This is a genomic window from Streptomyces sp. NPDC054961 (assembly GCF_053609145.1).
Genome location: NZ_JBSGWY010000067.1, coordinates 1 through 26,531, shown reverse-complemented (window position 1 = coordinate 26,531; position 26,531 = coordinate 1). Strand labels below are relative to the sequence as shown.

Annotated in this window: 25 protein-coding genes; 7 read left to right on the top strand and 18 right to left on the bottom strand. The window is 70.8% G+C overall.

Annotation, left to right across the window (positions count from 1 at the left end):
• Positions 1 to 109 precede the first annotated feature (109 nt).
• On the bottom strand, positions 110 to 754 hold the full coding sequence (locus ACWF9Z_RS34790; protein ID WP_453609380.1) for a dihydrofolate reductase family protein: 645 nt from the start codon (positions 752 to 754) through the stop codon (positions 110 to 112).
• 133 nt (positions 755 to 887) lie between these two features.
• Positions 888 to 1,694 (bottom strand): HAD family hydrolase, encoded by an 807-nt coding sequence (locus tag ACWF9Z_RS34785; RefSeq protein ID WP_453609378.1) that lies wholly within the window; start codon positions 1,692 to 1,694, stop codon positions 888 to 890.
• A 140-nt stretch (positions 1,695 to 1,834) separates the two neighbouring features.
• Here ACWF9Z_RS34785 and fahA point away from each other — a divergent pair, with 140 nt between their 5' ends.
• The 3 genes from fahA to ACWF9Z_RS34770 all read left to right on the top strand — a co-directional run bounded on the left by fahA (position 1,835) and on the right by ACWF9Z_RS34770 (position 4,559).
• A complete protein-coding gene (fahA, locus tag ACWF9Z_RS34780) occupies positions 1,835 to 3,058 on the top strand; it encodes a fumarylacetoacetase (protein WP_453609375.1) in 1,224 nt (407 codons plus the stop codon).
• Between the two features lie 216 nt (positions 3,059 to 3,274).
• Positions 3,275 to 3,865, top strand: a complete 591-nt coding sequence (locus tag ACWF9Z_RS34775) for a hypothetical protein (RefSeq protein WP_453609372.1) — start codon at positions 3,275 to 3,277, stop codon at positions 3,863 to 3,865.
• A gap of 94 nt (positions 3,866 to 3,959) precedes the next feature.
• Positions 3,960 to 4,559: a Uma2 family endonuclease gene (locus tag ACWF9Z_RS34770; RefSeq protein ID WP_453609369.1), complete on the top strand. Its 600-nt coding sequence runs from the start codon at positions 3,960 to 3,962 to the stop codon at positions 4,557 to 4,559.
• A 73-nt stretch (positions 4,560 to 4,632) separates the two neighbouring features.
• Here the strand turns inward: ACWF9Z_RS34770 and nuoN are convergent, their stop codons facing one another.
• From nuoN to ACWF9Z_RS34700, 14 genes are read right to left on the bottom strand one after another with little or no spacing between them, the layout of a single operon-like run.
• Positions 4,633 to 6,282 (bottom strand): NADH-quinone oxidoreductase subunit NuoN, encoded by a 1,650-nt coding sequence (nuoN, locus tag ACWF9Z_RS34765; protein WP_453609367.1) that lies wholly within the window; start codon positions 6,280 to 6,282, stop codon positions 4,633 to 4,635.
• Positions 6,283 to 6,287: 5 nt separating this feature from the next.
• On the bottom strand, positions 6,288 to 7,913 hold the full coding sequence (locus ACWF9Z_RS34760) for an NADH-quinone oxidoreductase subunit M (RefSeq protein ID WP_453609365.1): 1,626 nt from the start codon (positions 7,911 to 7,913) through the stop codon (positions 6,288 to 6,290).
• Position 7,914: 1 nt separating this feature from the next.
• Positions 7,915 to 9,834 (bottom strand): NADH-quinone oxidoreductase subunit L, encoded by a 1,920-nt coding sequence (gene nuoL, locus ACWF9Z_RS34755; protein ID WP_453609363.1) that lies wholly within the window; start codon positions 9,832 to 9,834, stop codon positions 7,915 to 7,917.
• A gap of 12 nt (positions 9,835 to 9,846) precedes the next feature.
• Complete coding sequence (gene nuoK, locus ACWF9Z_RS34750) at positions 9,847 to 10,146, bottom strand: NADH-quinone oxidoreductase subunit NuoK (RefSeq protein ID WP_356649473.1); 300 nt, start codon at positions 10,144 to 10,146, stop codon at positions 9,847 to 9,849.
• A complete protein-coding gene (locus ACWF9Z_RS34745) occupies positions 10,143 to 10,955 on the bottom strand; it encodes an NADH-quinone oxidoreductase subunit J (protein WP_453609360.1) in 813 nt (270 codons plus the stop codon). Before ACWF9Z_RS34745 ends, nuoK begins: the two co-directional genes overlap by 4 nt.
• A complete protein-coding gene (gene nuoI / locus ACWF9Z_RS34740) occupies positions 10,952 to 11,569 on the bottom strand; it encodes an NADH-quinone oxidoreductase subunit NuoI (protein WP_453609357.1) in 618 nt (205 codons plus the stop codon). The genes ACWF9Z_RS34745 and nuoI overlap by 4 nt, the downstream gene beginning before the upstream one ends.
• Positions 11,562 to 12,929: an NADH-quinone oxidoreductase subunit NuoH gene (nuoH, locus tag ACWF9Z_RS34735; protein WP_453609355.1), complete on the bottom strand. Its 1,368-nt coding sequence runs from the start codon at positions 12,927 to 12,929 to the stop codon at positions 11,562 to 11,564. Before nuoH ends, nuoI begins: the two co-directional genes overlap by 8 nt.
• Complete coding sequence (locus ACWF9Z_RS34730) at positions 12,926 to 15,439, bottom strand: NADH-quinone oxidoreductase subunit G (RefSeq protein WP_453609353.1); 2,514 nt, start codon at positions 15,437 to 15,439, stop codon at positions 12,926 to 12,928. The genes nuoH and ACWF9Z_RS34730 overlap by 4 nt, the downstream gene beginning before the upstream one ends.
• Positions 15,436 to 16,800, bottom strand: a complete 1,365-nt coding sequence (gene nuoF, locus ACWF9Z_RS34725; RefSeq protein ID WP_453609350.1) for an NADH-quinone oxidoreductase subunit NuoF — start codon at positions 16,798 to 16,800, stop codon at positions 15,436 to 15,438. Before nuoF ends, ACWF9Z_RS34730 begins: the two co-directional genes overlap by 4 nt.
• Complete coding sequence (nuoE, locus tag ACWF9Z_RS34720; RefSeq protein WP_453609385.1) at positions 16,800 to 17,519, bottom strand: NADH-quinone oxidoreductase subunit NuoE; 720 nt, start codon at positions 17,517 to 17,519, stop codon at positions 16,800 to 16,802. The genes nuoF and nuoE overlap by 1 nt, the downstream gene beginning before the upstream one ends.
• Before the next feature lie 50 nt (positions 17,520 to 17,569).
• Positions 17,570 to 18,904: an NADH-quinone oxidoreductase subunit D gene (locus tag ACWF9Z_RS34715; RefSeq protein ID WP_453609347.1), complete on the bottom strand. Its 1,335-nt coding sequence runs from the start codon at positions 18,902 to 18,904 to the stop codon at positions 17,570 to 17,572.
• The gene (locus ACWF9Z_RS34710) at positions 18,904 to 19,653 is read right to left on the bottom strand and encodes an NADH-quinone oxidoreductase subunit C (RefSeq protein ID WP_453609382.1); all 750 of its coding nucleotides are present in this window, start codon (positions 19,651 to 19,653) and stop codon (positions 18,904 to 18,906) included. The genes ACWF9Z_RS34715 and ACWF9Z_RS34710 overlap by 1 nt, the downstream gene beginning before the upstream one ends.
• Positions 19,654 to 19,667: 14 nt before the next feature.
• Entirely contained in the window at positions 19,668 to 20,222 is a 555-nt protein-coding gene (locus tag ACWF9Z_RS34705; RefSeq protein WP_123079911.1) for a NuoB/complex I 20 kDa subunit family protein, read from the bottom strand.
• A gap of 15 nt (positions 20,223 to 20,237) precedes the next feature.
• Positions 20,238 to 20,597: an NADH-quinone oxidoreductase subunit A gene (locus ACWF9Z_RS34700; protein ID WP_030010013.1), complete on the bottom strand. Its 360-nt coding sequence runs from the start codon at positions 20,595 to 20,597 to the stop codon at positions 20,238 to 20,240.
• A 1,001-nt stretch (positions 20,598 to 21,598) separates the two neighbouring features.
• Here ACWF9Z_RS34700 and ACWF9Z_RS34695 point away from each other — a divergent pair.
• The gene (locus tag ACWF9Z_RS34695; RefSeq protein WP_453609343.1) at positions 21,599 to 22,450 is read left to right on the top strand and encodes a C40 family peptidase; all 852 of its coding nucleotides are present in this window, start codon (positions 21,599 to 21,601) and stop codon (positions 22,448 to 22,450) included.
• Positions 22,451 to 22,820: 370 nt separating this feature from the next.
• Here the strand turns inward: ACWF9Z_RS34695 and ACWF9Z_RS34690 are convergent, their stop codons facing one another.
• A complete protein-coding gene (locus tag ACWF9Z_RS34690; protein WP_453609340.1) occupies positions 22,821 to 23,234 on the bottom strand; it encodes a hypothetical protein in 414 nt (137 codons plus the stop codon).
• 323 nt (positions 23,235 to 23,557) lie between these two features.
• Here ACWF9Z_RS34690 and ACWF9Z_RS34685 point away from each other — a divergent pair, with 323 nt between their 5' ends.
• The gene (locus ACWF9Z_RS34685) at positions 23,558 to 24,013 is read left to right on the top strand and encodes a hypothetical protein (protein ID WP_453609338.1); all 456 of its coding nucleotides are present in this window, start codon (positions 23,558 to 23,560) and stop codon (positions 24,011 to 24,013) included.
• A 48-nt stretch (positions 24,014 to 24,061) separates the two neighbouring features.
• Here ACWF9Z_RS34685 and ACWF9Z_RS34680 read toward each other — a convergent pair whose 3' ends face one another.
• Positions 24,062 to 25,054 carry a hypothetical protein gene (locus ACWF9Z_RS34680; protein WP_453609337.1) on the bottom strand — a complete coding sequence of 331 codons (993 nt, stop codon included), beginning with the start codon at positions 25,052 to 25,054 and terminating at the stop codon, positions 24,062 to 24,064.
• Positions 25,055 to 25,343: 289 nt separating this feature from the next.
• Here ACWF9Z_RS34680 and ACWF9Z_RS34675 point away from each other — a divergent pair, with 289 nt between their 5' ends.
• Positions 25,344 to 25,580, top strand: a complete 237-nt coding sequence (locus ACWF9Z_RS34675) for a hypothetical protein (RefSeq protein WP_453609335.1) — start codon at positions 25,344 to 25,346, stop codon at positions 25,578 to 25,580.
• Positions 25,581 to 25,804: 224 nt separating this feature from the next.
• A partial coding sequence (locus tag ACWF9Z_RS34670) for a peptidoglycan-binding domain-containing protein (RefSeq protein WP_453609332.1) occupies positions 25,805 to 26,531 on the top strand: 727 nt, incomplete at its 3' end.

Here is a 26,531-nt window from a genome sequence, read left to right as displayed (position 1 = left end):
CTCGTACGGGACGTACTTGGGCTTTCGGCCGGTGCGGCGAGCGTGCGTGCCGGGCGTCGCGACGGGGCGAACGTTGCCTGACGCGGCACTAGGGTGCCGCCGCGCCCCGTCACCTCCGCCAGAACAGGTGGTGCGCGACGCCGCTCGCGCTGGGCACGACCTCGAGGTGGTACCGGTCGAGCAGGTCCTCGGGCGACTCCCAGAGGCGGAGTCCGGACCCCAGTTCCACGGGCGAGACCACGACGTGCAGGGTGTCGACGAGGTCGGCGTCGAGGAACTGCCGGACGGTGGTGACCCCGCCGCCGAGCCGTACGTCCTTGCCCTGCGCCGCCTCCCGCGCCCGTTCGAGGACCTCGAGCGGGTCGCCGCCGACGAAGTGGAAGGTGGTGTCGGAGAGCGTGATCGAGGGGCGCGGGTGGTGGGTCATGACGAAGACCGGAGTGTGGAACGGCGGCTCGTCGCCCCACCAGCCCTGCCAGTCGTGGTCGAGCCAGGGCCCGCGCTGGGGGCCGAACTTGTTGCGGCCCATGATCTCGGCGCCGATGTTCCTCGCGAAGTCCCGCGTGAAGTAGTCGTCGAGGCCCCGGCTGCCTCCGGGGTCGGTGCGCATGGGCCAGCTCGCCGTGGCGCCCGCCCAGGAGAACAGCCTCCCGGGGTCGACGTGCCCGAACGGGTTCTCGAGGCTCTGGTCCTCCCCGGCACCGATTCCGTCGCGCGAGACGCAGAAGTTCATGACTCTCAGCAGCTGGTCCATGGGTTTCCTCGTCAGGTCCTGTCGCATCCTCGTGTGGCGCGGTGCCGCACATCAGGATGTCGAACGGGACGCGGCCGGATCGACAGCGGCTCGCAGCTTTTTTCCGGGCGGGCCCCGCCCCGTACCGGCGCCGCTAGCCGTACAGCCGTTCCAGGACCACCGCGATGCCGTCCGCCTCGTTCGAGAGGGTGACCTCGTCGGCCACGGCGAGGAGTTCGCCGTGGGCGCCCGCCATCGCGACCCCGTGCGCCGACCACGCGAACATCGGGACGTCGTTCGGCATGTCACCGAAGGCGATCGTCGACGACCCGGTGACGTCGAGGAGCTCCGCCGCCACCGCCAGGCCGCTCGCCTTGTCGATGCCCGGCGGCTGGAGTTCGACCGTGTGCTCCCCGGCCATGGTGACGTTCACCAGGTCGCCGACGACGGACCGGGCCGCCTCCGTCAGCTCGTCGTCCGAGAGGCGGGGGTGCTGGAGCAGCACCTTGTTGATCGGGGAGGTCCAGAGGTCACAGCGCCGGGCCACCGGCACCGTCGGCAGGTGCGGGTGCCACATCCGGTAGCCCGGCCCTATCAGCATCTCCGCGTCCAGGCCCTCCTGGTTGACCGCCGCGTAGACCTCGCCGACCTCCGCCTCGATCTTGCCGAGGGCGACCTCGGCCAACTCCCGGTCCATGGCCACGGAATGCAGCAGCAGCCCGGCCGCCGCGTCGTAGACCTGGGCGCCCTGTCCGCACACCGCGAGCCCCGTGTATCCGAGGCGGTCCAGGACGTGGCGGACCTGCGGGACGGGCCGGCCTGTCACGATGATGTGCCGGGCGCCGGCGGCGCGGGCGGCGGCGAGAGCGGCGTAGGAGCGGTCCGAGACGGTGTCTCCGGCACGCAGCAGAGTCCCGTCCAGGTCGGTGGCCACGAGTGCATAGGGGAGGGCGGAAGTCACGGGTCAAGGATACGGACCCCTTCGGACAAGTCCTACAAATAGAGCCCGAATCCGGCCTCCCGCACGCCCCACCAGCCCCGTAACGTGTCAACCAGCTCCCGGGACACCCCCGGACCGCGTCGAAAGCGAGGCAGCACCCCATGCCCCAGCAGAGCCCCCTCGATCTCCCCGAGGGCGACCCGTTCGGGCCGCACAACCTCCCCTACGGCGTGTTCTCCACCGCCGGTGAGGCCCGGCGCCGCATCGGCGTGCGCATCGGCGGGTACGTGCTCGACGCCGGGGCGGCCGCGGCCGCGCTCGGGTCCCCGTACGCCGGGCTGCTCGGGCAGCCCTCGCTCAACCCGCTGCTCGCCGCGGGCCGCACCGCCTGGCACGACGTGCGCCGCGCGCTGACCGCCTGGGTCACCGACCCCGGCCACCGGCCCGCCGTGGAGCCGCACCTGCTGCCGCTGGACGAGGCCGTGCTGCACCTCCCGTACGAGGTCGCCGACTACGTCGACTTCTACGCGAGCGAGCACCACGCGACCAACGTCGGCCGGATCTTCCGCCCCGACGGGGACGCCCTGACCCCCAACTGGAAGCACCTGCCCATTGGTTACCACGGGCGCTCCGGCACCATCGTGGTCTCCGGCACCGACGTCGTCCGGCCCCACGGGCAGCGCAAGGCGCCCTCCGACCCGGCGCCCGTCTTCGGGCCGTCCGTGAAGCTCGACATCGAGGCCGAGGTCGGCTTCGTCGTCGGCACGCCCTCCGAGATGGGCCGCCCGGTGCCGCTGGGCGAGTTCGAGGACCACGTATTCGGCCTGTTCCTGCTCAACGACTGGTCCGCGCGCGACGTCCAGGCCTGGGAGTACGTGCCGCTCGGCCCGTTCCTCGGCAAGTCCTTCGCCACCTCCGTCTCCGCCTGGGTCACCCCGCTGGAGGCCCTGGACGCGGCCCGCGTCGCCCCGCCCGCCCGCGACTTCCCGCTGCTGCCCTACCTCGACGACTCCGGCGCCGACCGCCCCGGCGGCTTCGACCTGCGCATCACCGTCTCCATCAACGGGCAGGAGGTGGCCCGGCCGCCGTTCGCGTCGATGTACTGGACCGCCGCCCAGCAGCTCGCCCACATGACCGTCAACGGCGCCTCGCTGCGCACCGGCGACGTCTACGGCTCGGGCACCGTCAGCGGCCCGGAGGCCGGCCAGCGCGGCTCGCTGCTGGAGCTCACCTGGAACGGCCGGGACGCGATCGAGCTCGCCGACGGCAAGCGCACGTTCCTGGAGGACGGGGACGTCGTCACCCTGACCGCGTGGGCACCGGGCGCCCACGACACCCGGGTGGGCCTCGGCGAGGTCTCCGGCCGCATCGTGGGCACCGTGTAGTCCGTCCCTCGGGAAGACCGGCGGAGGCGGGGTGGCGCGACGTGCCGCCCCGCCTCCGCTCAGGTTCGGGACCCGCGCCCGAACGGCGCGGCGGCCCCGGAACCACCCGTCCGGCCTGAAAGAAGCGCGGCGGACCCCCGTTCGGAGGCACGCCGCGTGCAGCCCCGCCGCCGCGCCGGGATGGTGAGCGAAAGCCCCCGAACGGCAGGAGCCCCGATGTCCCTCCGCACCCGCAAGGCCTTCCTGACCTGCGCGGCCGCCGCGGCGGTCGGCCTGACCGCCGTCGTGCCCGCCCACGGCGTCGACGGGCCCGCCCCCGACCCGACCGACGCGCGGGCCATGCGGGACATGGCCACGGCGATCCGGGTGACGGCCAAGTACGTGGACGAGCGCGAGGCGATCAAGGACGGGTACCTTCCGCACGGCCACGAGTGCATGACGAACCCGTTCGGGGTCGGCACCATGGGCTACCACTACGTCAAGGAAGCAAACTGGGGTTCGACGGACCCGAGCAAGCCTGCCGCGCTCCTCTACAGCTCCACGAAGGACCGCCACGGCCGCCGCAAGCTCCAGACCGTGGAGTGGATGTCCGCCGACCGGGACCAGGACTTCAAGACCACCGACGACCGGCCGAGCATGTTCGGGCTGCCCTTCGACGGTCCCATGCCCGGCCACTGGGCGGGCATGCCCAAGCACTACGACCTCCACCTGTGGGCGTACGAGAAGAACCCGGCCGGCCGCTTCCACAACTGGAACCCCGCCCTGACCTGCCCCAAGACCTCCACCCCCGCGGCCCACCCGCACTGACCCCCGGGTCAACACGGTGCTCCCGTTCACACGTAAGGACGCTCCCGAACCAATCCCCGGCGATACGCTGAACGGACTCGCAAGAATCCGGCTCATGGGAGCACTGATGAACCCGGAATACAGCTGGCCGATCCCGCCGCCGGGCGGCTGGACTGCCGACGACCTGGACACGCTTCCGAATCTGCCTCCGCACACGGAGCTGATCGACGGGAGCCTCATCTTCGTGAGTCCGCAGACCCTCTTCCATTCGCGTGCGGTCAGCTTCTTCGAATGGCAGCTTCAGTCGCTGGTACCTCCAGGTCTGGAGGTCGTCCGTGAGTTCACCATCGACATCGACCGCCGCAACCGCCCCGAGCCTGATGTGATCGTGATCAACGAGGACGTCATCAATGAGGGGAAGCAGACCCGGTTCCCGGCTGAGTCGGTCTTGCTGGCCATCGAGGTCGTGTCGCCGGAGTCCATCGACCGGGACCGCGAGGCCAAGCCGATCAAGTACGCCCGGGCAGGAATCCCACACTTCTGGCGTGTCGAGAACAAGGACGGCCGAGCCGTCGTCTACGTCTTCGAACGGGAGCCGGCCACCGGTGTCTACACCAGCACAGGTATCTTCCACGACCGCCTCAAGGTCTCCGTCCCCTTCCCCATCGACCTGGACCTCACCCAGATCACCCCGAAGCGGCGACGCCCCGAGTAGTCCCGCACACACCAAAGGGCCCGACCCCCGTTGAAGGGGAGTCGGGCCCTGGGCCGTACTCGGTGCGGTCAGGTCAGCGCACGAACGTGCTCGCCTGACCCGCCAGGTCCAGGAAGTACTGCGGGGCCACGCCCAGGACCAGGGTCACCGCGACGCCCACCGCGATCGTCGTCATCGTCAGCGGGGAGGGCACGGCGACCGTCGGGCCGTCCGCCTTCGGCTCGCTGAAGAACATGAGGACGATGACGCGGATGTAGAAGAACGCGGCGATCGCGGACGAGAGGACACCGACCACGACCAGCGCTCCCGCGCCGCCCTCCGCCGCCGCCTGGAACACGGCGAACTTGCCGGAGAAGCCGGACGTCAGCGGGATGCCCGCGAACGCCAGCAGGAACACCGCGAAGACCGCCGCCGTCAGCGGCGAACGACGGCCCAGCCCGGCCCACTTGGACAGGTGCGTCGCCTCGCCGCCCGCGTCGCGGACCAGGGTGACCACCGCGAAGGCGCCGATCGTCACGAAGGAGTACGCGGCCAGGTAGAAGAGGACGGACTTGACGCCCTCCGGCGAGGTCGCGATCACACCGGCCAGGATGAAGCCCGCGTGCGCGATCGAGGAGTAGGCGAGGAGCCGCTTCACGTCGGTCTGGGTCACGGCGATGATCGCGCCCGCCAGCATCGTGACGATCGCGACCGCCCACATCACCGGCCTCCAGTCCCACCGCAGGCCCGGCAGCACCACGTACAGCAGGCGCAGCAGGGCGCCGAACGCGGCGACCTTCGTCGCCGCCGCCATGAAGCCGGTGACCGGCGTCGGGGCGCCCTGGTAGACGTCGGGGGTCCACATGTGGAAGGGGACCGCGCCGACCTTGAAGAGCAGGCCCATGAGGATCAGCGCGCCGCCGATGAGCAGCAGCGCGTCGTTGCCCATGGTCGTGGCGAGCGCGGGGTCCACGTTCGCCACGGTGCCGTCGACCACGTCCGCGATCACCGCGTACGAGACGGAGCCCGCGTACCCGTAGACGAGCGCGATGCCGAAGAGGAGGAAGGCGGAGGAGAAGGCGCCGAGCAGGAAGTACTTGACGGCGGCCTCCTGCGACATCAGCCGCTGGCGGCGGGCGACGGCGCAGAGCAGGTACAGCGGGAGGGAGAAGACCTCCAGGGCCACGAACAGCGTCAGCAGGTCGTCGGCCGCGGGGAAGATCAGCATCCCGGAGATCGCGAACAGCGCGAGCGGGAAGACCTCGGTGGTGGTGAAGCCCGCCTTGACGGCCTTCTTCTCGCTCTCGCTGCCCGGTACGGACGCCGCCTGCGCGGCGAAGGAGTCGACCCGGTTGCCGTGGGCGGCCGGGTCCAGGCGCCGCTCCGCGAAGGTGAAGACCGCGACGATCGAGGCCAGCAGGATGGTGCCCTGCAGGAACAGCGCCGGGCCGTCGACGGCCACGGCGCCCATCGCCGCGACGTGCGCCTTGGTGCTTCCGTACCCGCCGGCGGCGAGCCCGACGACCGCCGCGAAGGCGCAGGCCAGCGCGGCGACGGCGAGGAACACCTGGACGTAGTAGCGGGACTTGCGCGGTACGAAGGCCTCTACGAGGATTCCGAGGATCGCCGCGCCCAGCACGATGAGCGTGGGCGAGAGCTGGGCGTACTCGATGTGCGGCGCCGGGATCTTGTCGATCGGCGCCGCGGCCGCCAGCGTCGCCAGCTTGCTCTGGGCAGCAGTCATGGTGCTCACTTCGCCGCCTCCCCCTTCATGGCGTGCTCGGCCTCGACGGCCACGTCGGGCTTCGGGTCCGTCTGCTTCACGTCGGACATGGTGTGCTCCACCGCCGGGTTGACGATGTCGGTGAGCACCTTGGGGTAGACGCCCAGTCCGATCAGCAGCGCGATCAGCGGGGCGACCACCAGCAGCTCCCGCAGGTGCAGGTCCGGCAGGGTGCGGACCTCCTCCTTCAGCGGGCCGGTCATGGTGCGCTGGTAGAGGACCAGCGTGTAGAGCGCGGCCAGCACGATGCCGAAGGTCGCGATGATGCCGACGACCGGGTACCGGGTGAACGTGCCGACCAGGACCAGGAACTCGCTGACGAACGGGGCGAGCCCGGGCAGCGAGAGGGTGGCGAGACCGCCGATCAGGAAGGTGCCGGCGAGGACCGGGGCCACCTTCTGGACACCGCCGAAGTCGGCGATGAGCCGCGATCCGCGCCGCGAGATCAGGAAGCCGGCGACCAGCATGAGCGCCGCCGTCGAGAGCCCGTGGTTGACCATGTACAGCGTCGCGCCCGTCTGGCCCTGGGAGGTCATCGCGAAGATGCCCAGGATGATGAACCCGAAGTGCGAGATCGAGGCGTAGGCGACCAGCCGCTTGATGTCCCGCTGCCCGACCGCGACCAGCGCGCCGTAGACGATGCTGATCAGGGCCAGTACGAGGATCGCCGGCGTCGCCCACTTGCTGGCTTCGGGGAAGAGCCCGAGGCAGAAGCGGAGCATCGCGAAGGTGCCGACCTTGTCGACGACCGCGGTGATCAGGACGGCGACCGGGGCCGTGGCCTCGCCCATCGCGTTCGGCAGCCAGGTGTGCAGCGGCCACAGCGGGGCCTTCACCGCGAAGGCGAAGAAGAAGCCGAGGAAGAGCAGCCGCTCCGTGTTGGTCGCCATGTCGAGCGTGCCCGCGGCGCGGGCGGCGGCGATCTCCTGGAGCGAGAAGTTCCCGGCGACCACGTACAGCCCGATGACGGCGGCCAGCATGATCAGGCCGCCGACCAGGTTGTAGAGGAGGAACTTGACGGCCGCGTACGAACGCTGCGCGGCCGCGTTCTCGTCGGACCCGGAGTGGGCCCGGTCTCCGAAGCCGCCGATGAGGAAGTACATCGGGATGAGCATGGCTTCGAAGAAGATGTAGAAGAGGAAGACGTCGGTGGCCTCGAAGGAGATCACCACCATCGCCTCGACCAGCAGGATCAGGGCGAAGAAGCCCTGGGTCGGCCGCCAGCGGGAGCCCGCGGGGAAGCTGCTGCCGGCCGCTTCGGCCTCCAGCGGGTCGGCGTCGTTCCAGCCGGCCCCGATGACGAAGGGGATCAGCAGCGCGGTGAGCGCGATGAGCACCACGCCGATCCCGTCGACGCCCAGTTCGTAGCGGACGCCGAAGTCGGGGATCCAGGCGTGGGATTCGGTGAGCTGGTAGCGGGCGCCACCGGGCTCGAAGCGGACCGCGACGAGCACGGCCAGGGCCAGGGTCGCCAGCGAGAACAACAGGGCGAGCCATTTGGCGGCGGTCCGGCGGGCGGCCGGGACGGCCGCCGTCAGGACCGCACCGACCGCGGGGACCGCGGCCGTCACCGTCAGAAGCGGGAAACTCATCTCACACCGCCCTCATCAGCAGGGTCATGGCGATCAGGACCGCCGTGCCCCCGAACATCGAGACCGCGTAGCTGCGGACGTAGCCGTTCTGCAGCTTGCGCAGCCGGCCCGACAGCCCGCCGACTCCGGCGGCCGTCCCGTTGACCACTCCGTCGACCAGGCTGTGGTCGACGTAGACGAGGGAGCGGGTCAGGTGCTCCCCGCCGCGCACCAGGACCACGTGGTTGAAGTCGTCCTGGTACAGGTCCCGTCGGGCCGCCCGGGTGAGGAGCGAGCCGCGCGGGGCGACGACCGGGACGGGCTTCCTGCCGTACATCGCCCAGGCGATGGCCACGCCGACGACGAGGACCACCATGGTGGACACGGTCACCGTCATGGCGCTCACCGGCGGGTCGCCGTGCGCGTACCCGGTGACGGGCTCCAGCCACTTCACGAACCGGTCGCCGATCGCGAAGAAGCCGCCCGCGAAGACCGAGCCGAAGGCCAGGACGATCATCGGGACGGTCATGGACTTCGGGGACTCGTGCGGGTGCGGGGCGTGGCCCTGCCCCTCGGCGGAGCCGCCGTCGGAGGCCGTGGGCTGCCAGCGCTTCTCGCCGAAGAAGGTGAGGAGCATGACCCGGGTCATGTAGAAGGCGGTGATCGCCGCGCCGAGGAGGGTCACGCCGCCGAGGATCCAGCCCTCGGTCCCGCCCTTCGCGAAGGCGGCCTCGATGATCAGGTCCTTGGAGAAGAACCCGGACAGTCCCGGGAAGCCGATGATGGCCAGGTACCCGAGGCCGAAGGTCACGAAGGTGATCGGCATGTACGTCCGCAGGCCGCCGTACTTGCGCATGTCGACCTCGTCGTCCATCCCGTGCATCACGGAACCGGCGCCGAGGAAGAGGCCCGCCTTGAAGAAGCCGTGCGTGACCAGGTGCATGATCGCGAAGACGTACCCGATGGGACCGAGGCCGGCCGCCAGGATCATGTAGCCGATCTGCGACATCGTCGACCCGGCGAGGGCCTTCTTGATGTCGTCCTTCGCGCAACCGACGATCGCACCGAAGAGCAGCGTGACCGCGCCCACGACGGTGACCACCAGCTGTGCGTCCGGCGCCCCGTTGAAGATCGCGCCCGACCGGACGATCAGGTAGACGCCGGCGGTGACCATCGTCGCCGCGTGGATGAGGGCCGAGACCGGGGTCGGGCCCTCCATCGCGTCGCCGAGCCAGGACTGGAGCGGCACCTGGGCCGACTTGCCGCAGGCGGCGAGCAGCAGCATCAGGCCGATGGCCGTCAGCTTGCCCTCGCCCGCGTCGCCCACCGCGCTGAAGACCGGCCCGAAGGCGAAGGTCCCGAACGTGGCGAACATCAGCATGATCGCGATCGAGAGGCCGATGTCACCGACGCGGTTGACGATGAAGGCCTTCTTGGCGGCGGTGGCCGCGCTGGGCTTGTGCTGCCAGAAGCCGATCAGGAGGTACGAGGCGAGACCCACGCCCTCCCAGCCGAAGTACAGCAGCAGGTAGTTGTCGGCGAGGACCAGCAGCAGCATGGCCGCGACGAACAGGTTGAGGTAGCCGAAGAAGCGGCGGCGCCGCTCGTCGTGCTCCATGTAGCCGATGGAGTAGATGTGGATGAGCGTGCCCACGCCGGAGATCAGCAGGACGAAGGTCATCGACAGCTGGTCTAGCTGGAAGGCCATGTCGGCCTGGAAGCTTTCGACCGGGATCCAGGTGTACAGCCGCTGGTGCATGACACGGTCCTCGGCCCCGCGCCCGAGCATGTCGGCGAAGAGGGCCACGCCGATCCCGAAGGAGACGGCGGCCAGGAGAGTGCCGAGCCAGTGCCCCGCCTTGTCGAGCCGGCGGCCGCCGCAGAGCAGCACCACCGCTCCCAGCAGGGGCGCCGCGATCAGCAGCGCAATCAGGTTTTCCACTGTGAGCGCCCCTTACAGCTTCATCAGGCTGGCGTCGTCGACCGACGCCGAGTGGCGGGTACGGAACAGCGACACGATGATCGCGAGGCCCACCACGACCTCGGCGGCGGCGACGACCATCGTGAAGAACGCGATGATCTGGCCGTCGAGGTTGCCGTGCATCCGGGAGAAGGTGACGAAGGCGAGGTTGCAGGCGTTGAGCATCAGCTCCACGCACATGAACACCACGATCGCGTTCTTCCGGATCAGGACTCCGGACGCCCCGATGGTGAACAGCAGTGCCGCCAGGTACAGGTAGTTGACCGGATTCACTTCGAGGCCTCCTCACGGCCGAGCCGCTCGGACGACCGCTGCTCCAGTGCCTTCAGGTCGTCCAGCGCCTTGCTGGAGACGTCCCTGATCTGGCCGCGGGCGCGCAGCGTCTGGTTGACGGTGAGCTCGGACGGGGTGCCGTCCGGCAGCAGGCCGGCGACGTCCACGGCGTTGTGCCGGGCGTAGACGCCGGGTGCGGGCAGCGGCGGGAGCTGGACGCCCTCGCGGACGCGGCGCTCGGCGAGCTCGCGCTGGGTGGCGGGCCGCTCGGTGCGCTCGCGGTGGGTGAGCACCATCGCGCCGACGGCCGCCGTGATGAGGAGGGCGCCGGTGATCTCGAAGGCGAACACGTACTTGGTGAAGATGAGCGTGGCCAGGCCCTCAATGTGTCCGCCGGAGTTGATGCGGCCGAGTCCGTTGAAGTGGGTGAGCCCGGCGTTGGCGATGCCGGCGATCAGCAGGATGCCGAAGCCCAGTGCGCACAGGACGGCGAGCCAGCGCTGTCCCTTGATGGTCTCGGTCAGCGAGTCCGCGGCGGTGACGCCGACGAGCATAACGACGAAGAGGAAGAGCATCATGATCGCGCCGGTGTAGACGATGACCTGGACGACGCCGAGGAAGTACGCCCCGTTGGCCAGGTAGAAGACCGCCAGGATGATCATCGTCCCGGCCAGGCTCAGGGCGCTGTGCACGGCCTTCTTCATCAGGATCGTGGACAGTGCGCCGATGACGGCGACCGTGCCGAGGACCCAGAACTGGATCGCCTCGCCGGTGGAGGTGAGCGTGGCGGCAGCGGCGACGGTGCTCATGCCCCCACCCCCTCGGTGCCGTGGGAGGAGGGTGCGGTCTCGGCGGTCTCGCCCTTGGACACGGCGACCTGGCGGACCGTGCCGGGAGCCGCCCCGGTCACCAGCCCGCGGTAGTAGTCCGTGTCGTCGGCGCCCGGGAAGATCGAGTGCGGAGCCTCGACCATGCCCTCGGTCAGACCGGAGAGCAGCTGCTCCTTGGTGTAGATGAGCGCCTCGCGGCTGGAGTCGGCCAGTTCGAACTCGTTCGTCATGGTCAGCGCCCGGGTCGGGCACGCCTCGACGCACAGCCCGCACAGGATGCAGCGGGCGTAGTTGATCTGGTAGACCCGGCCGTACCGCTCACCCGGGGAGTAGCGCTCCTCCTCGGTGTTGTCCGCGCCCTCGACGTAGATCGCGTCGGCGGGACAGGCCCAGGCGCACAGCTCGCACCCGATGCACTTCTCCAGACCGTCCGGGTGGCGGTTGAGCTGGTGCCGCCCGTGGAAGCGCGGAGCGGTGGTCTTCTGCTGCTCCGGGTACTGCTCGGTGAGCCGCTTCTTGAACATGGCCTTGAAGGTCACGCCGAAGCCGGCCACCGGGTTCTGCCACTTCTCGTTCTCGTCCGCGTCAGACATTCTCAGCACCCTCCTCTCGGTCACTGTCGGAATTCGCCGTGCCGCTGACGATCAGCTCCCGCTCGCCGCGAGGCCGCCTGCGCGGTACGGGTGCCAGGTGCTGGCCGGGCTTGGGCGGTACGGGGAATCCGCCCGCCAGCGGATCGAAGGGCTCGGCGGCGGCCTGCTCGGCGACTTCGAGGGCCGCCTTCTCCTTCTTGCCGCGGAAGACGTCCGCGACGAAGGACAGCAGCAGGAGCGCGATGACCGCGCCGCCGACGTAGAGCACGATCTGCGTGAAGTCGTAGTTCTCGTTGCGCAGCGCCCGGACGGTGGCGACCAGCATCAGCCAGACCACGGAGACCGGGATCAGCACCTTCCAGCCGAGCTTCATCAGCTGGTCGTAGCGCACGCGCGGGAGCGTGCCGCGCAGCCAGATGAAGAAGAACAGCAGCAGCTGGACCTTGAGGACGAACCACAGCATCGGCCACCAGCCGTGGTTGGCGCCCTCCCAGTACGTGGAGATCGGCGCCGGGGCCCGCCAGCCGCCCAGGAAGAGGGTGACCGAGACGGCGGAGACGGTGACCATGTTGACGTACTCGGCCAGCATGAACAGCGCGAACTTGATCGAGGAGTACTCGGTGTTGAAGCCGCCGACCAGGTCGCCTTCGGACTCCGGCATGTCGAAGGGGGCGCGGTTCGTCTCGCCGACCATCGTGACGACGTAGATGATGAAGGAGACCGGCAGCAGCACGATGTACCAGCGGTCCGCCTGGGCCTCGACGATCGCCGAGGTCGACATCGACCCGGAGTAGAGGAAGACCGAGGCGAAGGCCACGCCCATCGCGATCTCGTAGGAGATCATCTGCGCGCAGGAGCGCAGGCCGCCGAGGAGCGGGTAGGTGGAGCCCGAGGACCAGCCGGCCAGCACGATGCCGTAGATGCCGACCGAAGCCACCGCGAGGACGTAGAGCATCGCGATCGGCAGGTCGGTCAGCTGCATCGTGGTGCGCTGGCCGAAGATGGAGACCTCGTCGCCCGCGGGGCCGAAGGGGATCACCGCGATGGCCATGAACGCCGGGATCGCCGCGATGATCGGGGCGAGGACGTAGACGACCTTGTCGGCCCGCTTGACGATGAGGTCTTCCTTGAGCATCAGCTTCACGCCGTCGGCGAGCGACTGGAGCATGCCCCAGGGGCCGTGCCGGTTGGGGCCGATGCGCAGCTGCATCCAGGCGACGACCTTGCGCTCCCACACGATGGAGAAGAGCACGGTCACCATCAGGAAGGCGAAGCAGAACACCGCCTTGAGGACGACGAGCCACCAGACGTCCCTGCCGAACAGGGAGAGGTCCTCGGCAGCGATCTGAACGGTGTTCACGCGCCCACCTCCGCAGTGGCGTCGCTGCTGTCGGCCGGGGTCGCCGGGCCGATCCGTACGAGGGTTCCCGGCTGGGCGCCGGTGTCGGCGAGGACCCCGGACCCGGTGGAGTTCATCGGGAGCCAGACCACGCGGTCGGGCATCTCGGTGATCCGCAGCGGCAGTTCCACGGAGCCGGCCGGGCCGCTCACCGCGAGGACGTCGCCGTTCTTGACGCCGGTCTCGGCGGCCGTGGCGGCCGACAGGCGGGCGGCGGCCTCGTGCCGGGTGCCGGCCAGTGCCTCGTCGCCTTCCTGGAGGAGGCCCTGGTCGAGCAGGAGCCGGTGGCCCGCGAGGACGGCCTCGCCCGCACCCGGGCGGGGCAGGGGCTCGGTGTCCGCGGACTGTTCGGCGGCGCGCGTCCCGGCCCACTGGCCGAGCCCGTCGAGCTCCCGGCGCACGGCGTGTACGTCGCCCAGGGCGATCGGACGGTCGGCCGCGTCGGCCAGCATGTGCAGCACGCGGGAGTCGGCCGGAGCCAGGCGCCGGGTCATCTGCTCGGGCTTGAGCGCGGCCTCGAACGGCCGGACCCGGCCTTCCCAGTTGATGAAGGCGCCGGACTTCTCGGCGACGGCCGCGACCGGCAGGACCACGTCCGCGTGGTCGGTGACCTCGCTGGGCCGCAGTTCCAGGCTGACCACGAAGGCCTCCTGGAGCGCGACCCGGGCGCGGGCCGGGTCCGGCAGGTCAGCGAGCTCCACGCCGCCGATCAGCAGGGCGGACAGTTCGCGGCCGGCGGCCGCCTCGACGATCTGGCCGGTGTCGCGGCCGTAGCGGTGCGGGAGCTCGTCCAGGCCCCAGGCGGCGGCCACCTCGTCGCGGGCCCGCGGGTCGGTGGCCGGGCGGGCGCCCGGCAGCAGGGACGGCAGCGCGCCCGCCTCGACGGCGGCCCGCTCTCCGGCCCGGCGCGGGATCCACACCAGCCGGGCGCCGGTCGCGGCGGCGGCCCGTACGGCGGCGGTCAGCGCACCGGGCACGCCCGCGAGGCGCTCTCCGACGACGATGACCGCGCCGGGCAGGCGCAGCGCCTCGGCGGCCGTCCGGCCGCCGTCCTCCAGGCCCGTGCGGGAGGCCAGCGCGTTCAGCCACTCGGGCTCGGTGCCGGGGGCGGCGGCCAGCAGGGTGCCGCCGGCCTTCTCCAGGCCCCGCGTGGCGAACGGGGCGAGGGCGAAGGTCCGCTGCTTGTGCTTGCGGTGGGCCTTGCGCAGCCGCAGGAAGACGCCGGGAGCCTCCTCCTCGGCCTCGATGCCGACGAGGAGCACGGCCGGGGCCGCTTCCAGCGAGGTGTTGGTGACCGCCCTGTCACCGCCGCCGAGGTCCTTGCCGGTGCCGGCGACCGAGGCGGCCAGGAACTCGGCCTCCTCCGCGCTGTGCACCCGGGCCCGGAAGTCGATGTCGTTGGTGTCGAGCACGACCCGCGCGAACTTGGCGTACGCGTACGCGTCCTCGACGGTGAGGCGGCCGCCGGTCAGCACCCCGGCCCGGCCGCGCGCGGCGGCGAGTCCGTTCGCGGCGGCTTCCAGCGCCTCGGGCCAGCTCGCCGGGGCGAGGACCCCGTCGCTCCCGCGCACCAGCGGGGTGGTGAGCCGGTCGGGGCGCTGCGCGTAGCGGAACCCGAAGCGGCCCTTGTCGCAGATCCACTCCTCGTTGACCTCGGGGTCCTCCGCGGCCAGGCGGCGCAGCACCTTGCCGCGGCGGTGGTCGGTCCGGGTCGCGCAGCCTCCCGCGCAGTGCTCGCACACGCTCGGGGAGGAGACGAGGTCGAAGGGGCGGGAGCGGAACCGGTAGGCCGCCGAGGTGAGGGCGCCGACCGGGCAGATCTGGATGGTGTTGCCGGAGAAGTACGACTCGAAGGGGTCGCCCTCGCCGGTGCCGACCTGCTGGAGCGCACCGCGTTCCAGCAGCTCGATCATCGGGTCGCCGGCGATCTCGTTGGAGAAGCGGGTGCAGCGCGCGCACAGGACGCAGCGCTCGCGGTCCAGCAGCACCTGCGTGGAGATCGGGACGGGCTTCTCGTACGTCCGCTTGTGCCCCTCGAAACGGGACTCGGCGTTGCCGTGCGACATCGCCTGGTTCTGCAGCGGGCATTCGCCGCCCTTGTCGCAGACCGGGCAGTCCAGCGGGTGGTTGATGAGCAGCAGCTCCATCACTCCGCGCTGGGCCTTGTCGGCGACCGGGGAGGTCAGCTGCGTCTTGACCACCATGCCGTCGGTGCAGGTGATGGTGCAGGAGGCCATCGGCTTGCGCTGGCCCTCGACCTCGACGATGCACTGGCGGCAGGCGCCGGCCGGGGACAGGAGGGGGTGGTCGCAGAACCGGGGGATCTCGATGCCCAGCTGCTCGGCGGCCCGGATGACCAGCGTGCCCTTGGGCACCGACAGCTCGACGCCGTCGATGGTCAGGGAGACCGTGTTCTCCGGCGGCACCGCGGCCTCGCCGCCGCCGGCGGGGGCGTTCGTGGTGACGGTCATGCGTTCACCTCGGAGTTCTTCTTGGGACCGTCAGCCCAGAGGGTCGACTTCTTGGGGTCGAAGGGGCAGCCCTTGCCCGTGATGTGCTGCTCGTACTCCTCGCGGAAGTACTGGAGCGAGGAGAAGATGGGGCTGGCGGCTCCGTCGCCGAGCGCGCAGAACGACTTGCCGTTGATGTTGTCGGCGATGTCGTTCAGCTTGTCGAGGTCGGACATGACGCCCTTGCCGGCCTCGATGTCGCGCAGCAGCTGGACCAGCCAGTACGTGCCTTCGCGGCAGGGCGTGCACTTGCCGCAGGACTCGTGGGCGTAGAACTCGGTCCAGCGGGTCACCGCCCGCACCACGCAGGTCGTCTCGTCGAAGCACTGCAGGGCCTTGGTGCCGAGCATGGAACCGGCCGCGCCCACGCCCTCGTAGTCCAGCGGGACGTCCAGGTGCTCGTCCGTGAACATGGGGGTGGAGGAGCCGCCGGGGGTCCAGAACTTCAGCCGGTGGCCGGGGCGCATGCCGCCGCTCATGTCGAGCAGCTGGCGCAGCGTGATGCCGAGCGGGGCCTCGTACTGGCCGGGGCCGACGACGTGGCCCGACAGCGAGTACAGCGTGAAGCCGGGGGACTTCTCGGTCCCCATCGACTTGAACCAGTCCTTGCCCTTGTTGAGGATCGCGGGAACCGAGGCGATGGACTCGACGTTGTTGACGACAGTGGGGCACGCGTAGAGCCCCTCCACGGCGGGGAAGGGGGGACGCAGCCGGGGCTGACCGCGCCGGCCTTCGAGGGAGTCCAGGAGGGCCGTTTCCTCGCCGCAGATGTACGCGCCCGCTCCCGCGTGCACGGTGATGTCGAGCTTCAGCCCGCTCCCGAGGATGTTCTCCCCGAGGTAGCCGGCCTCGTACGCCTCGCGCACCGCTTCGTGCAGGCGCCGCAGTACCGGCACGACCTCGCCGCGCAGGTAGATGAAGGCGTGCTCCGAGCGGATCGCGTAGCAGGCGATGATCATTCCCTCGATGAGGGAGTGCGGGTTGGCGAAGAGGAGGGGGATGTCCTTGCAGGTTCCCGGCTCCGACTCGTCCGCGTTCACGACGAGGTAGTGCGGCTTTCCGTCGCCCTGCGGGATGAACTGCCACTTCATTCCGGTGGGGAAGCCCGCGCCGCCGCGCCCGCGCAGACCGGAGTCCTTCACGTAGGCGATGAGGTCGTCCGGTGTCATGGCGAGCGCCTTGCGCAGGCCCTCGTAGCCCTCGTGGCGCCGGTAGGTCTCCAGCGTCCACGACTGCGGCTCGTCCCAGAACGCCGACAGCACGGGTGCCAGCAGCTTCTCCGGGCTGGTGCCGTTCTCGTGCGTCTCAGCGGTCACCGTCATCACTCCCCCTCCTCGGTGGCGGTCTCGGCACGCTGGCGCACGACCTTGCCGAGCTGCGGTGAGTCGCCGCGCGCGATGCGCAGGCCGATCAGCGAGGCGGGACCGGCGCCGCCGCTCGCCTCCACCGCGCCCGCGCGCTCGTCCGGGAAGCCCGCCAGGATCCGGGCGGTCTCCTTGTACGTGCACAGCGGCGCGCCCCGGGTCGGCTCGACCGGGCGCCCGGCCAGCAGGTCGTCCACCATGGCCTTGGCGGACTCGGGGGTCTGGTTGTCGAAGAACTCCCAGTTGACCATCACCACGGGCGCGTAGTCGCAGGCCGCGTTGCACTCGATGTGCTCGAGGGTGACCTTGCCGTCCGGGGTGGTCTCGTTGTTGCCGACCCCGAGGTGCTCCTTGAGCTCCTCGAAGATGGCGTCGCCGCCCATCACCGCGCACAGGGTGTTCGTGCAGACGCCGACCTGGTAGTCGCCCGAGGCCTTGCGCCGGTACATCGTGTAGAAGGTGGCCACCGCGGTGACCTCGGCCGTCGTCAGGCCCAGCACCTCGGCGCAGAACCGGATGCCGGTGCGCGAGACGAAGCCCTCCTGCGACTGGATGAGGTGGAGCAGCGGCAGCAGCGCGGAGCGGCTGTCGGGGTAGCGGGCGATGACCTCGGCGGCGTCGGCCGCCAGCCGCTCGCGCACCTCGGCCGGGTAGTCGGGGGCGGGCAGCTGGGGCATGCCCAGGCTGAGGGGGGCCTGGGGGGTGTCCCCGCCAGAAAACGCGGTCGTCATCGGTCGACGCCTCCCATCACGGGGTCGATGGAGGCGACGGCGACGATGACGTCGGCGACCTGGCCGCCCTCGCACATCGCGGCCATGGCCTGCAGGTTGGTGAAGGACGGATCGCGGAAGTGGACCCGGTAGGGGCGGGTGCCGCCGTCGGAGACCACGTGGACGCCGAGTTCGCCCTTGGGGGACTCGACCGCCGCGTACGCCTGCCCGGCCGGGACCCGGAAGCCCTCGGTCACCAGCTTGAAGTGGTGGATGAGGGCCTCCATGGAGGTGCCCATGATGTTCTTGATGTGGTCGAGCGAGTTGCCGAGGCCGTCCGGGCCCATCGCGAGCTGCGCGGGCCAGGCGATCTTCTTGTCGGCGACCATCACCGGGCCGGGCTCCAGCCGGTCCAGGCACTGCTCGACGATCCGCAGGGACTGGCGCATCTCCTCGAGGCGGATCAGGAACCGCCCGTAGGAGTCGCAGGACTCGGTGGTCGGCACGTCGAACTCGTAGTTCTCGTAGCCGCAGTACGGGTCGGACTTGCGCAGGTCGTGCGGAAGGCCGGCGGAGCGCAGGATCGGGCCGGTGGCGCCGAGCGCCATGCAGCCGGTGAGGTCGAGGTAGCCGACGTCCTGCATGCGGGCCTTGAAGATGGGGTTGCCGGTGGCGAGCTTGTCGTACTCCGGCAGGTTCTTCTTCATGGTCTTCACGAACTCGCGGAGCTGGTCGACCGCGCCCGGGGGCAGGTCCTGCGCGAGGCCGCCGGGGCGGATGAACGCGTGGTTCATGCGCAGTCCGGTGATCGTCTCGAAGACGTCGAGGATCAGCTCGCGGTCGCGGAACCCGTAGATCATGATCGTGGTCGCGCCCAGCTCCATGCCGCCGGTGGCGATGCACACCAGGTGGGAGGAGATCCGGTTGAGCTCCATCAGCAGGACGCGGATGGCGGTGGCGCGGTCCGGGATCTGCTCGGTGATGCCGAGCAGCTTCTCGACGCCCAGGCAGTACGCGGCCTCGTTGAAGAACGGGGTCAGGTAGTCCATGCGCGTGACGAACGTGGTGCCCTGCGTCCAGTTCCGGAACTCGAGGTTCTTCTCGATGCCGGTGTGGAGGTAGCCGATGCCGCAGCGGGCTTCGGTGACCGTCTCTCCGTCGATCTCCAGGATCAGCCGCAGCACTCCGTGGGTGGAGGGGTGCTGGGGACCCATGTTGACCACGATGCGCTCGTCGTCCGCGCGGGCCGCGGACTGGACGACCTCGTCCCAGTCGCCGCCGGTGACGGTGTAGACGGTGCCTTCGGTCGTCTCGCGGGCGGAGGCGTGGTGCGATGCGTTCTGGGTGTTCATCAGCTGTACGACCTCCGCTGGTCGGGAGCCGGGATCTGGGCGCCCTTGTACTCGACGGCGATGCCGCCGAGCGGGTAGTCCTTGCGCTGCGGGAAGCCCTGCCAGTCGTCCGGCATCATGATCCGGGTGAGGGCCGGGTGCCCGTCGAAGACCAGGCCGAAGAAGTCGTACGCCTCGCGCTCGTGCCAGTCGTTGGTCGGGTAGACCGAGACGAGCGAGGGGACGTGCGGGTCGCTGTCCGGGACGGACACCTCGAGCCGCAGGATCCGGCCGTGGGTGAGCGAGCGCAGGTGGTAGACGGCGTGCAGCTCGCGGCCCTTGTCGCCGGGGAAGTGCACCCCGCTGACGCCGGTGCAGAGCTCGAAGCGCAGGGCCGGGTCGTCGCGCAGGGTCTTCGCCACGAGGGCGAGGTGCTCGCGCGCGATGTGGAGGGTGAGCTCGCCCCGGTCGACGACCGTCTTCTCGATGGCGTTCTCGGGGACCAGGTCCTGCTCCTCCAGCGCCCCTTCGAGCTCGTCGACGACCTCGTCGAAGTACGAACCGTAGGGGCGGGCGCTCTCGCCGGGCAGGGCCACGGTGCGCACGAGGCCGCCGTAGCCGCTGGTGTCGCCACCGCCGCCGGCACCGAACATGCCCTTGCGGACGCCGATCACCTCGGGTCCGGCGGAGCCGCGGGGGGCGGGCACGTTCTCGCCGCCGTTGCCGTTGCCGTCGCCGTCGCCGTTTCCGGTGGGGGGGCCGTTCTGCACGGCCGGGTCGTCGCTCACCGCAGGAGCCCCTTCATCTCGATGGTGGGGAGGGCCTTGAGGGCCGCCTCCTCCGCCTCTCGGGCCGCCTCTTCCCGGTTCACGCCGAGCTTGGATCCCTGGATCTTCTGGTGGAGCTTGAGGATCGCGTCGAGCAGCATCTCGGGGCGGGGCGGGCAGCCGGGCAGATAGATGTCCACGGGGACGATGTGGTCGACGCCCTGGACGATCGCGTAGTTATTGAACATTCCGCCTGAAGAGGCACAAACACCCATAGAGATGACCCACTTGGGAGCGGGCATCTGGTCGTACACCTGCCGCAGCACCGGCGCCATCTTCTGGCTGACCCGGCCCGCCACGATCATCAGGTCGGCCTGGCGCGGAGATCCGCGGAAGACCTCCATGCCGAAGCGGGCCAGGTCGTACCGGCCCGCTCCGGTGGTCATCATCTCGATGGCGCAGCAGGCCAGGCCGAACGTCGCGGGGAAGACGGATGACTTGCGCACCCAGCCCGCGGCCTGTTCGACGGTGGTCAGCAGAAAGCCGCTCGGCAGCTTCTCTTCCAGTCCCATGGAAAATTCAGCCCCTCAGTCCCATTCCAGGCCGCCGCGGCGCCATACGTAGGCGTAGGCGACGAAGACGGTGAGCACGAAGAGGAGCATCTCGACGAGCCCGAAGATCCCCAGCGAGTCGAAGGTGACCGCCCAGGGGTAGAGGAAGACAACCTCGATGTCGAAGACGATGAAGAGCATCGCCGTCAGGTAGTACTTGATGGGGAAGCGTCCGCCGCCGGCCGGCATGGGAGTGGGCTCGATGCCGCACTCGTACGCTTCAAGTTTTGCCCGGTTGTACCGTTTTGGACCGATCAGCGTGGCCATGACCACGGAGAAGATCGCAAACCCTGCGCCGAGGGCGCCGAGCACGAGGATGGGCGCGTACGCATTCACGCTCCTCGCTCCTTCCAGTCGTCCTTGACCGTATGGACCGCTGCGCCGGCACCGCGTGCCCCGCCTCGCGAAGATCGCGCTCCTGATCGGGCGCTTGCATGTGAGGCAGTTCACAAGCCGGACTGGTGCGCATCCTATGCCTGCCCGTCTGTGATCTGCGACACGGGTTACAACAACGAGTTTGTGATCTCCACCACCTGACGAACGATCATGAAGTCCGATGAGTGGTGATCTTCATACGCGAAGCATCCACATGATCACCAAAGGTGACATCCGCCTCTGTCATCGCAGGTGAAAGCCGTGTCGCACTATCAAATCGTGGCCACTGCACGCAAATTGGCATCGTGGCGTGCGTGATGATAAAGGGATCGGCATCCCCCGGTCGGGGGAGCCCTCGCGTACGGGAGTGGACGCGTGCGCGCGTTCACTAAGTCGGAATGCGGGCGGGGCGCGGGTCCGGGCACGGTCCGGGCGCGGTCCGGGCGCGGGTCCGGATGTGATTCGGGCGGAAGTCTGGGCAGAAGGTCCCGTGGACGGGTCGCCCGGAGGGGTGGTCGGCGGGGTCGCCCGGAGGGGTGGCCCGGAGGGGTGGCCGGCCGCCCGGTCGTGCGGCATCGAGCCGGCCGCGGCGCGGCCCCGGCGCGACGGTGGCGCGATCCCGACCCGGCGGTGGCGCGGGCCCGACCCGGCGGTGAGTTCACGGACAGGTCACGAACGGGCCACGGCGTCCGCATCCCGTGACGCTCCTGTGACCTATGCCACTCCCGATTCGCGTCGCGGAAAGGGGGCTTGGCCATCTGCCCGGAGGAATGGTAGTCCGGGGATCATTCCGGACTTATTTCGAAAAACCCATGATCACAGCCTTGCGACGGGGTGTCCGTTTAGCCCGTTACGGCGTCAATAAGTGGTCCGACGCGCCCGGTTAGCGGCCTTCGCGGGCAACTGTGGCGCAGACCACGTTTCTTGAAGGGAACCATGACGCCCTGATAGCGGTTGTACCCATGTCCCTCACCGCTCACATACCCAGCCACCGGAAGCCCCGCCGCAGCGCCTCGAAGCTCGCGGTCCGCGCCGGAGTTGCCGGTGGCGTCCTCAGCACCCTGGCGATGGCCGGAACCGCCAGCGCCACGCCCTCCGCCGAGCCCGCGCACGAGACCACCCTCGAGATGCCGGTCCTCGACATGGACCTGGCCGCCGAGGTGTCCTCGTCCGTCGCCAAGGCCGCGGAGAACACCCGGGCAGCCGCCCTGGACGGCGAGCTCAACGCCCTGGAGGAGAGCGCCCGCACCGGCGCCGCCGCCGAGGCCAAGAAGGCCAAGGAAGACGCCCAGCAGAAGGCCGACGCCGACCAGAAGGCGAAGGAGGAAGCCGACCGCAAGGCCGAGTCCGAGCGCGCCAACCGCAGCTCCGCCCGCGCCTCGCTGTCGACCAAGTCCGCCTCCGCGTCCTCGGAGGGCTCCTCCTCGCAGGGCTCCGGCACCGTCTCCGCCCCGGCGACCGGCTCCGCCGCCGCCATCGTGAACTTCGCCCGCGCGCAGGTCGGCAAGGCCTACGTCATGGGTGGCACCGGCCCGTCCTCCTTCGACTGCTCGGGCCTGGTCCAGGCCGCGTACCGACAGGCCGGCATCAGCCTGCCGCGCATGTCGCAGGCGCAGTCCTCGGCCGGTACCTCGGTCTCCCTGAACGCCCTTCAGCCCGGCGACATCCTGTTCTGGGGTGCCAAGGGCAGCGCTTACCACGTGGCCGTCTACGTCGGCGGCGGCAAGTTCGTCGGCGCGCAGAACTCCAGCACCGGCATCGTCGAGCGCTCCCTGAGCTACGACAAGCCGACGGGCGCCGTCCGCGTCCTCTGACCCAACGGGTCGACCGCTCCGCCCGCGTGCGTCCGTCCCCGCGGACGCCCGTGACCGCGGACACTCGTGGCCGCGGACGCCCGTGGCCCGGCCCGTTCGCGGCCGGACGTGTTCCCCGCGTACCGGGCCGCCTCCGGTGACGCGCGAAGGCCGGTACTCCCCCGCTCGGGGGTGGAGTACCGGCCTTTCGGCTGCCCTGGGGTCGTACGCGGGGCCCCTGGGGCCGCTGGCGCCTTCCGGGAGGCCTGGGAGGCCTGGTGTTCCCCGGGACCCGCCCGGAGCCGTCCTGGACGGCTCGGGGCCGTCGCCGCGGACCTCTCGTCGCGGGCCCCTCGTCGCAGGCCCGGTCGCCGCGGGCCCGGCCGCCGGCTCAGTCGGAGCGGAACGTGGCCGAGGTGATCTTGTTCTTGAAGTTGATGCTCGCGTTGCCCACGTAGCCGGGAGGGATCGATCCGACGAGGCCGCCGAGGTTGATCTCGGTGGCCACTCTCCAGGTGTAGGTGTCCCGGTTGCGGTAGGACGCGGTGTCGTCGTCCACCAGCCCGGCGATGCCGGTGCAGTTGTACGGGCCCGTGAAGTAGTCGTTGGTGAAGTTCCAGTCCGACCCGTACAGGTCGAAGACGCAACCCCCGGAGTTCGAGTTGTAGTAGAGGCCGAACTCGGAGTCCTCCAGATAGCCGTTCCGCTCCGTGGCGGCCGACGGACCGGCCGTCGCCACCAGAACGGCCCCCACCGAAACCGCGGCGGCACAGCCGGTGGCGAGTTTTCGAATGACTTTGTTCATCAGGTACGCCTCTGTCTTCAGATCTTCAGGGAATTCCGTCCAGCCCGGGATTCAACCTGCACGGCCGGTCCGGAGCAAGGGTCTTCTCGGCTGTACCGGCACACAACTGGCCTGGCTCATACGGGGCTTGTCCGCTCCATCGGCGCCCGCCTACGATCGCCCGGCGGCGACCGCCCCGCCGCCGCGCCCTCCAGTCCTTCCGCCCGCACCCCCGGACGCGCTCGTTCCATTCCACCGACCGCAAGGGAAATGACGTGCGCGTACGCGATTTCGCCCTGTTAGTCCTCATGTGCAGCGCACTGACCGGATGCGGGGAAAAGGGAATGCAGCAGGGGGACACCGGGGCGATGCCCGGTGCCTCACCCGGCGCCTCCCCCGGGGCGACGCCCGGCGCGTCCCCCGGCTCTCGGGCGAACCCCTCGGCCGTGGCGGCGGAAATGCCCTTCTACCGGTGCATGGAGGAGCACGGACTGACCCTCGCCTACCGGGACAGCGGAATCCCCCGGGTGGTGGAGGAGGACGGACCGCGGTTCGCCGCGGCGCAGGAGGCCTGCCTGCCGCTGCGCCCGTCGCGCACCCCCGTACAGGCTGCCCCGCGGGACCTCACCGCCGCGCGGATGGCCTCCGAGTGCATGCGGGCGCAGGGCATCGACTGGTATCCGGACCCGGATCCGGTCACGGGCGAGATCAACCAGGCGGCCGGGGGCACGCCCGAGCAGTGGTCGGCGCTGAAGCAGGATCACATGGACGCCATGATGAAGTGCATGCCGAGGCCGTGAGCGGTCCGCCGGCCGCGGTCCGCCGTCCGCGGGCCGGACGGCCGCGGCTCAGGCGAGGCCGGCCGCCAGCTTGAACCGGGCCTCGCGCTGCTTCTTGTACAGCGCGAGCGTCTGCGCGTGCTCCTCCACCAGCCGCTTCTGGTAGGCCTCCTCCACCGCCGCCCAGATGCCCACGAGGTTCACCTCGCGCTTGCAGGCGACGTCGGCCTTGGCCGCCGCGATCGCCTTGGGACCGCCCGGACCGCCGTCCGTCCCGCCGTCCAGGCCGAGCTTCGCGGTGACCTCGTACGGTGATTTCACCTCGCCGTAGCCCGATTTCGCCAGGCACGCCGACCAGTTCTTCAGCACCTCGACGACCCGGGAGTCCCGTTTGGACCGCTCGTGCGCTTCCGAGGCCAGCCCGAAGGGGAAGAGCAGGTCGACGCTGTCCTTGGTCGGGGCGTACAGCTTGCGGTACCCCTCCCGCCCGCAGCCGCCGGACGGCACCTTCTGCCCGCCGGCCGTCAGCCCGCTGTCCAGCTGTGCGGCCTCCTCCTCCGTCCGGGCGTCGGCGGGCGGCTGGCTGCTCCGGGTGCCGCGCTGCTCGCCGTTCAGGACCACGTACGCGCTGTCGCTCACTTCCGGGGCGGGAGGTTTGACCGGGCTGCCCCCGCCCGCCGTCTGGTCGTAGCCGTACGCGGCCGCGTACGCCGGGTCGGCCAGGCCGAAGAGGTAGCGGTGCCGGTCCTCGGGCGCCGCTCCGGCGGCCCCCTGCCGGGGTTTCGGCCCCTCGTACGCGAACCCGTACCGGGCCATGCACTGGGAGACGAGCATCCCCTGCACCTGGGCCATCCGGCCCGCCTCGGCGTCGGTGTCCGTGTACGCGTCCATGGGCAGCGAGATGGCGGACGTGGCCGGCCCGGCCACCACCGGTCCGAGCTTGGGCTCCCCCTTCCCGTCCGCGCTCCCGCCGCCGCCCTGGCCGCAGCCCGCCAGCAGCGCGGCCGCCAGCAGGACGGCCGCGGGAGCGGCTGCGGGCCGGGGGCGGCGGGTGGGGTGCATCGGGGAGCTCCTTCTCGGCGCGGTGGCGCGGTGGCGCGGTGGTTCCGGGGTTCCGGGGTTCCGGGGTTCCGGGGTCAGGTCGTTCCGGGGGGTGGGCCCGGCCGGGATTCAACCGTTCGCCGCCGAACGCGAGCAAGCAGTTTTGAGCCTGCCGGATCCTCAGATCGATTGGCAAGGAGGGGACTTGCGGACTTCGCGAGGCGCGCCTTTACTGGCACGCGGCGCGCCCTGGGCCGTCCCTCGCACGGACGCGCCCGTTCCATTTTCTACCGCCCAAGGAATCGCCGCCGTGCGCGCACGACATTTCGTCCCACCGCTCCGCAGGTGCGTCCCCTTGATCGGGTGCGCGGGCGGTGCCCACGAGCCCGGGGCCGGGGACGGTCCGCCGCCCGCGGCGGCGGACATCGCGTACGCCGAAGACCCGGTGACGGCCCGGATCGACGGCCGCGCGGCGACGCACGGGCGGAAGGCCGCCCTGAAGGCGCACCACGCCCCCGCACTCCAGAAGTGCCGGACCCCCCGTTGACCCGCCCCGGACCGCGCCGCCCCCACACCACGGCCACGGACCACACCGGGGTGGAGGCGGACGCCGGATCCGAGCCCGGGGCTGGGGCTGGGGCTGGGGCCGAGCCCGAGGTCGACGCCGAGCCCGGCGCCCGGGGCCGGGGCCGGGGCGGGCGCTCGGAGTGGGACGGGGCCGGGCGTCCGGGTCCGGGCGGGGTCGCGCGCGGGCGGCGGATGGTGCTCGGGGTGGTCGGTGGAGCCGCGTTGATGGCGGTGGGCGGGTTGCTCACCACCACGCTGGTGCGGTCCCCGGCCCAGGTGGCGGCGGACACCGCGCCGCCCGCGCAGGGCGCGTTGACCGCCGAGGTCGAGCGGCGGGTGCTCGCCGAGACCGTCGTGATGCGCGGGACCGTGGTCGCGGACCAGAGCGTCTCCGTGTCCCCGCAGGGCATACGGACCGGTGGGGGCGACGGCGCGGGAGCGGGCGCGGCCGTGGTGACCAAGCTGCCGCTGAAGGCCGGGGACCCGGTCCGGGCGGGCCAGTTGCTCGCCGAGGTGTCCGGCCGGCCGGTGTTCGCCCTGCACGGCGGCCTGCCGATGTACCGGGACCTCAAGCCGGGCGCCACCGGCGACGACGTCGCGCAGCTCCAGCAGGCGCTGCGCGAACTCGGGCACGACACCGGCGCGGACGCCAACGGCGTGTTCGGGGCCGGTACGAAGACCGCGCTCGCGGCGCGCTACCACGCCGTCGGATACGCCCCGCTCCCCGCCGTGGCCGACGGCGGTACGTCGCTCAAGGGGGCGCGGGAGGCGGTGCGCTCGGCCCAGTGGGCCGTGGAGGACGCGGAGGCCGTCGTCGCCGCGGGCGGCGGCGCGAGCGCGGCCGCTTCCGCCGCCGGGGCCGGCGCCGGGGCCCGCGCCGGGGGCGGCCACCCCGATGGGGGGGGTGCCGGTGTGGCGAGTGGGGCTGGCC

What these genes read in the sequence shown, in the direction of transcription:
- ACWF9Z_RS34790 (WP_453609380.1), bottom strand. Translation starts at nt 754, where the DNA reads ATGGACCAGCTGCTGAGAGTCATGAACTTCTGCGTCTCGCGCGACGGA.
- fahA (WP_453609375.1), top strand. Translation starts at nt 1,835, where the DNA reads ATGCCCCAGCAGAGCCCCCTCGATCTCCCCGAGGGCGACCCGTTCGGG.
- ACWF9Z_RS34775 (WP_453609372.1), top strand. Translation starts at nt 3,275, where the DNA reads ATGTCCCTCCGCACCCGCAAGGCCTTCCTGACCTGCGCGGCCGCCGCG.
- ACWF9Z_RS34770 (WP_453609369.1), top strand. Translation starts at nt 3,960, where the DNA reads ATGGGAGCACTGATGAACCCGGAATACAGCTGGCCGATCCCGCCGCCG.
- nuoN (WP_453609367.1), bottom strand. Translation starts at nt 6,282, where the DNA reads ATGACTGCTGCCCAGAGCAAGCTGGCGACGCTGGCGGCCGCGGCGCCG.
- ACWF9Z_RS34760 (WP_453609365.1), bottom strand. Translation starts at nt 7,913, where the DNA reads ATGAGTTTCCCGCTTCTGACGGTGACGGCCGCGGTCCCCGCGGTCGGT.
- ACWF9Z_RS34745 (WP_453609360.1), bottom strand. Translation starts at nt 10,955, where the DNA reads ATGAGCACCGTCGCCGCTGCCGCCACGCTCACCTCCACCGGCGAGGCG.
- nuoI (WP_453609357.1), bottom strand. Translation starts at nt 11,569, where the DNA reads ATGTCTGACGCGGACGAGAACGAGAAGTGGCAGAACCCGGTGGCCGGC.
- ACWF9Z_RS34730 (WP_453609353.1), bottom strand. Translation starts at nt 15,439, where the DNA reads ATGACCGTCACCACGAACGCCCCCGCCGGCGGCGGCGAGGCCGCGGTG.
- nuoF (WP_453609350.1), bottom strand. Translation starts at nt 16,800, where the DNA reads ATGACGGTGACCGCTGAGACGCACGAGAACGGCACCAGCCCGGAGAAG.
- nuoE (WP_453609385.1), bottom strand. Translation starts at nt 17,519, where the DNA reads ATGCCCCAGCTGCCCGCCCCCGACTACCCGGCCGAGGTGCGCGAGCGG.
- ACWF9Z_RS34715 (WP_453609347.1), bottom strand. Translation starts at nt 18,904, where the DNA reads ATGAACACCCAGAACGCATCGCACCACGCCTCCGCCCGCGAGACGACC.
- ACWF9Z_RS34705 (WP_123079911.1), bottom strand. Translation starts at nt 20,222, where the DNA reads ATGGGACTGGAAGAGAAGCTGCCGAGCGGCTTTCTGCTGACCACCGTC.
- ACWF9Z_RS34695 (WP_453609343.1), top strand. Translation starts at nt 21,599, where the DNA reads ATGTCCCTCACCGCTCACATACCCAGCCACCGGAAGCCCCGCCGCAGC.
- ACWF9Z_RS34690 (WP_453609340.1), bottom strand. Translation starts at nt 23,234, where the DNA reads ATGAACAAAGTCATTCGAAAACTCGCCACCGGCTGTGCCGCCGCGGTT.
- ACWF9Z_RS34685 (WP_453609338.1), top strand. Translation starts at nt 23,558, where the DNA reads ATGCAGCAGGGGGACACCGGGGCGATGCCCGGTGCCTCACCCGGCGCC.
- ACWF9Z_RS34680 (WP_453609337.1), bottom strand. Translation starts at nt 25,054, where the DNA reads ATGCACCCCACCCGCCGCCCCCGGCCCGCAGCCGCTCCCGCGGCCGTC.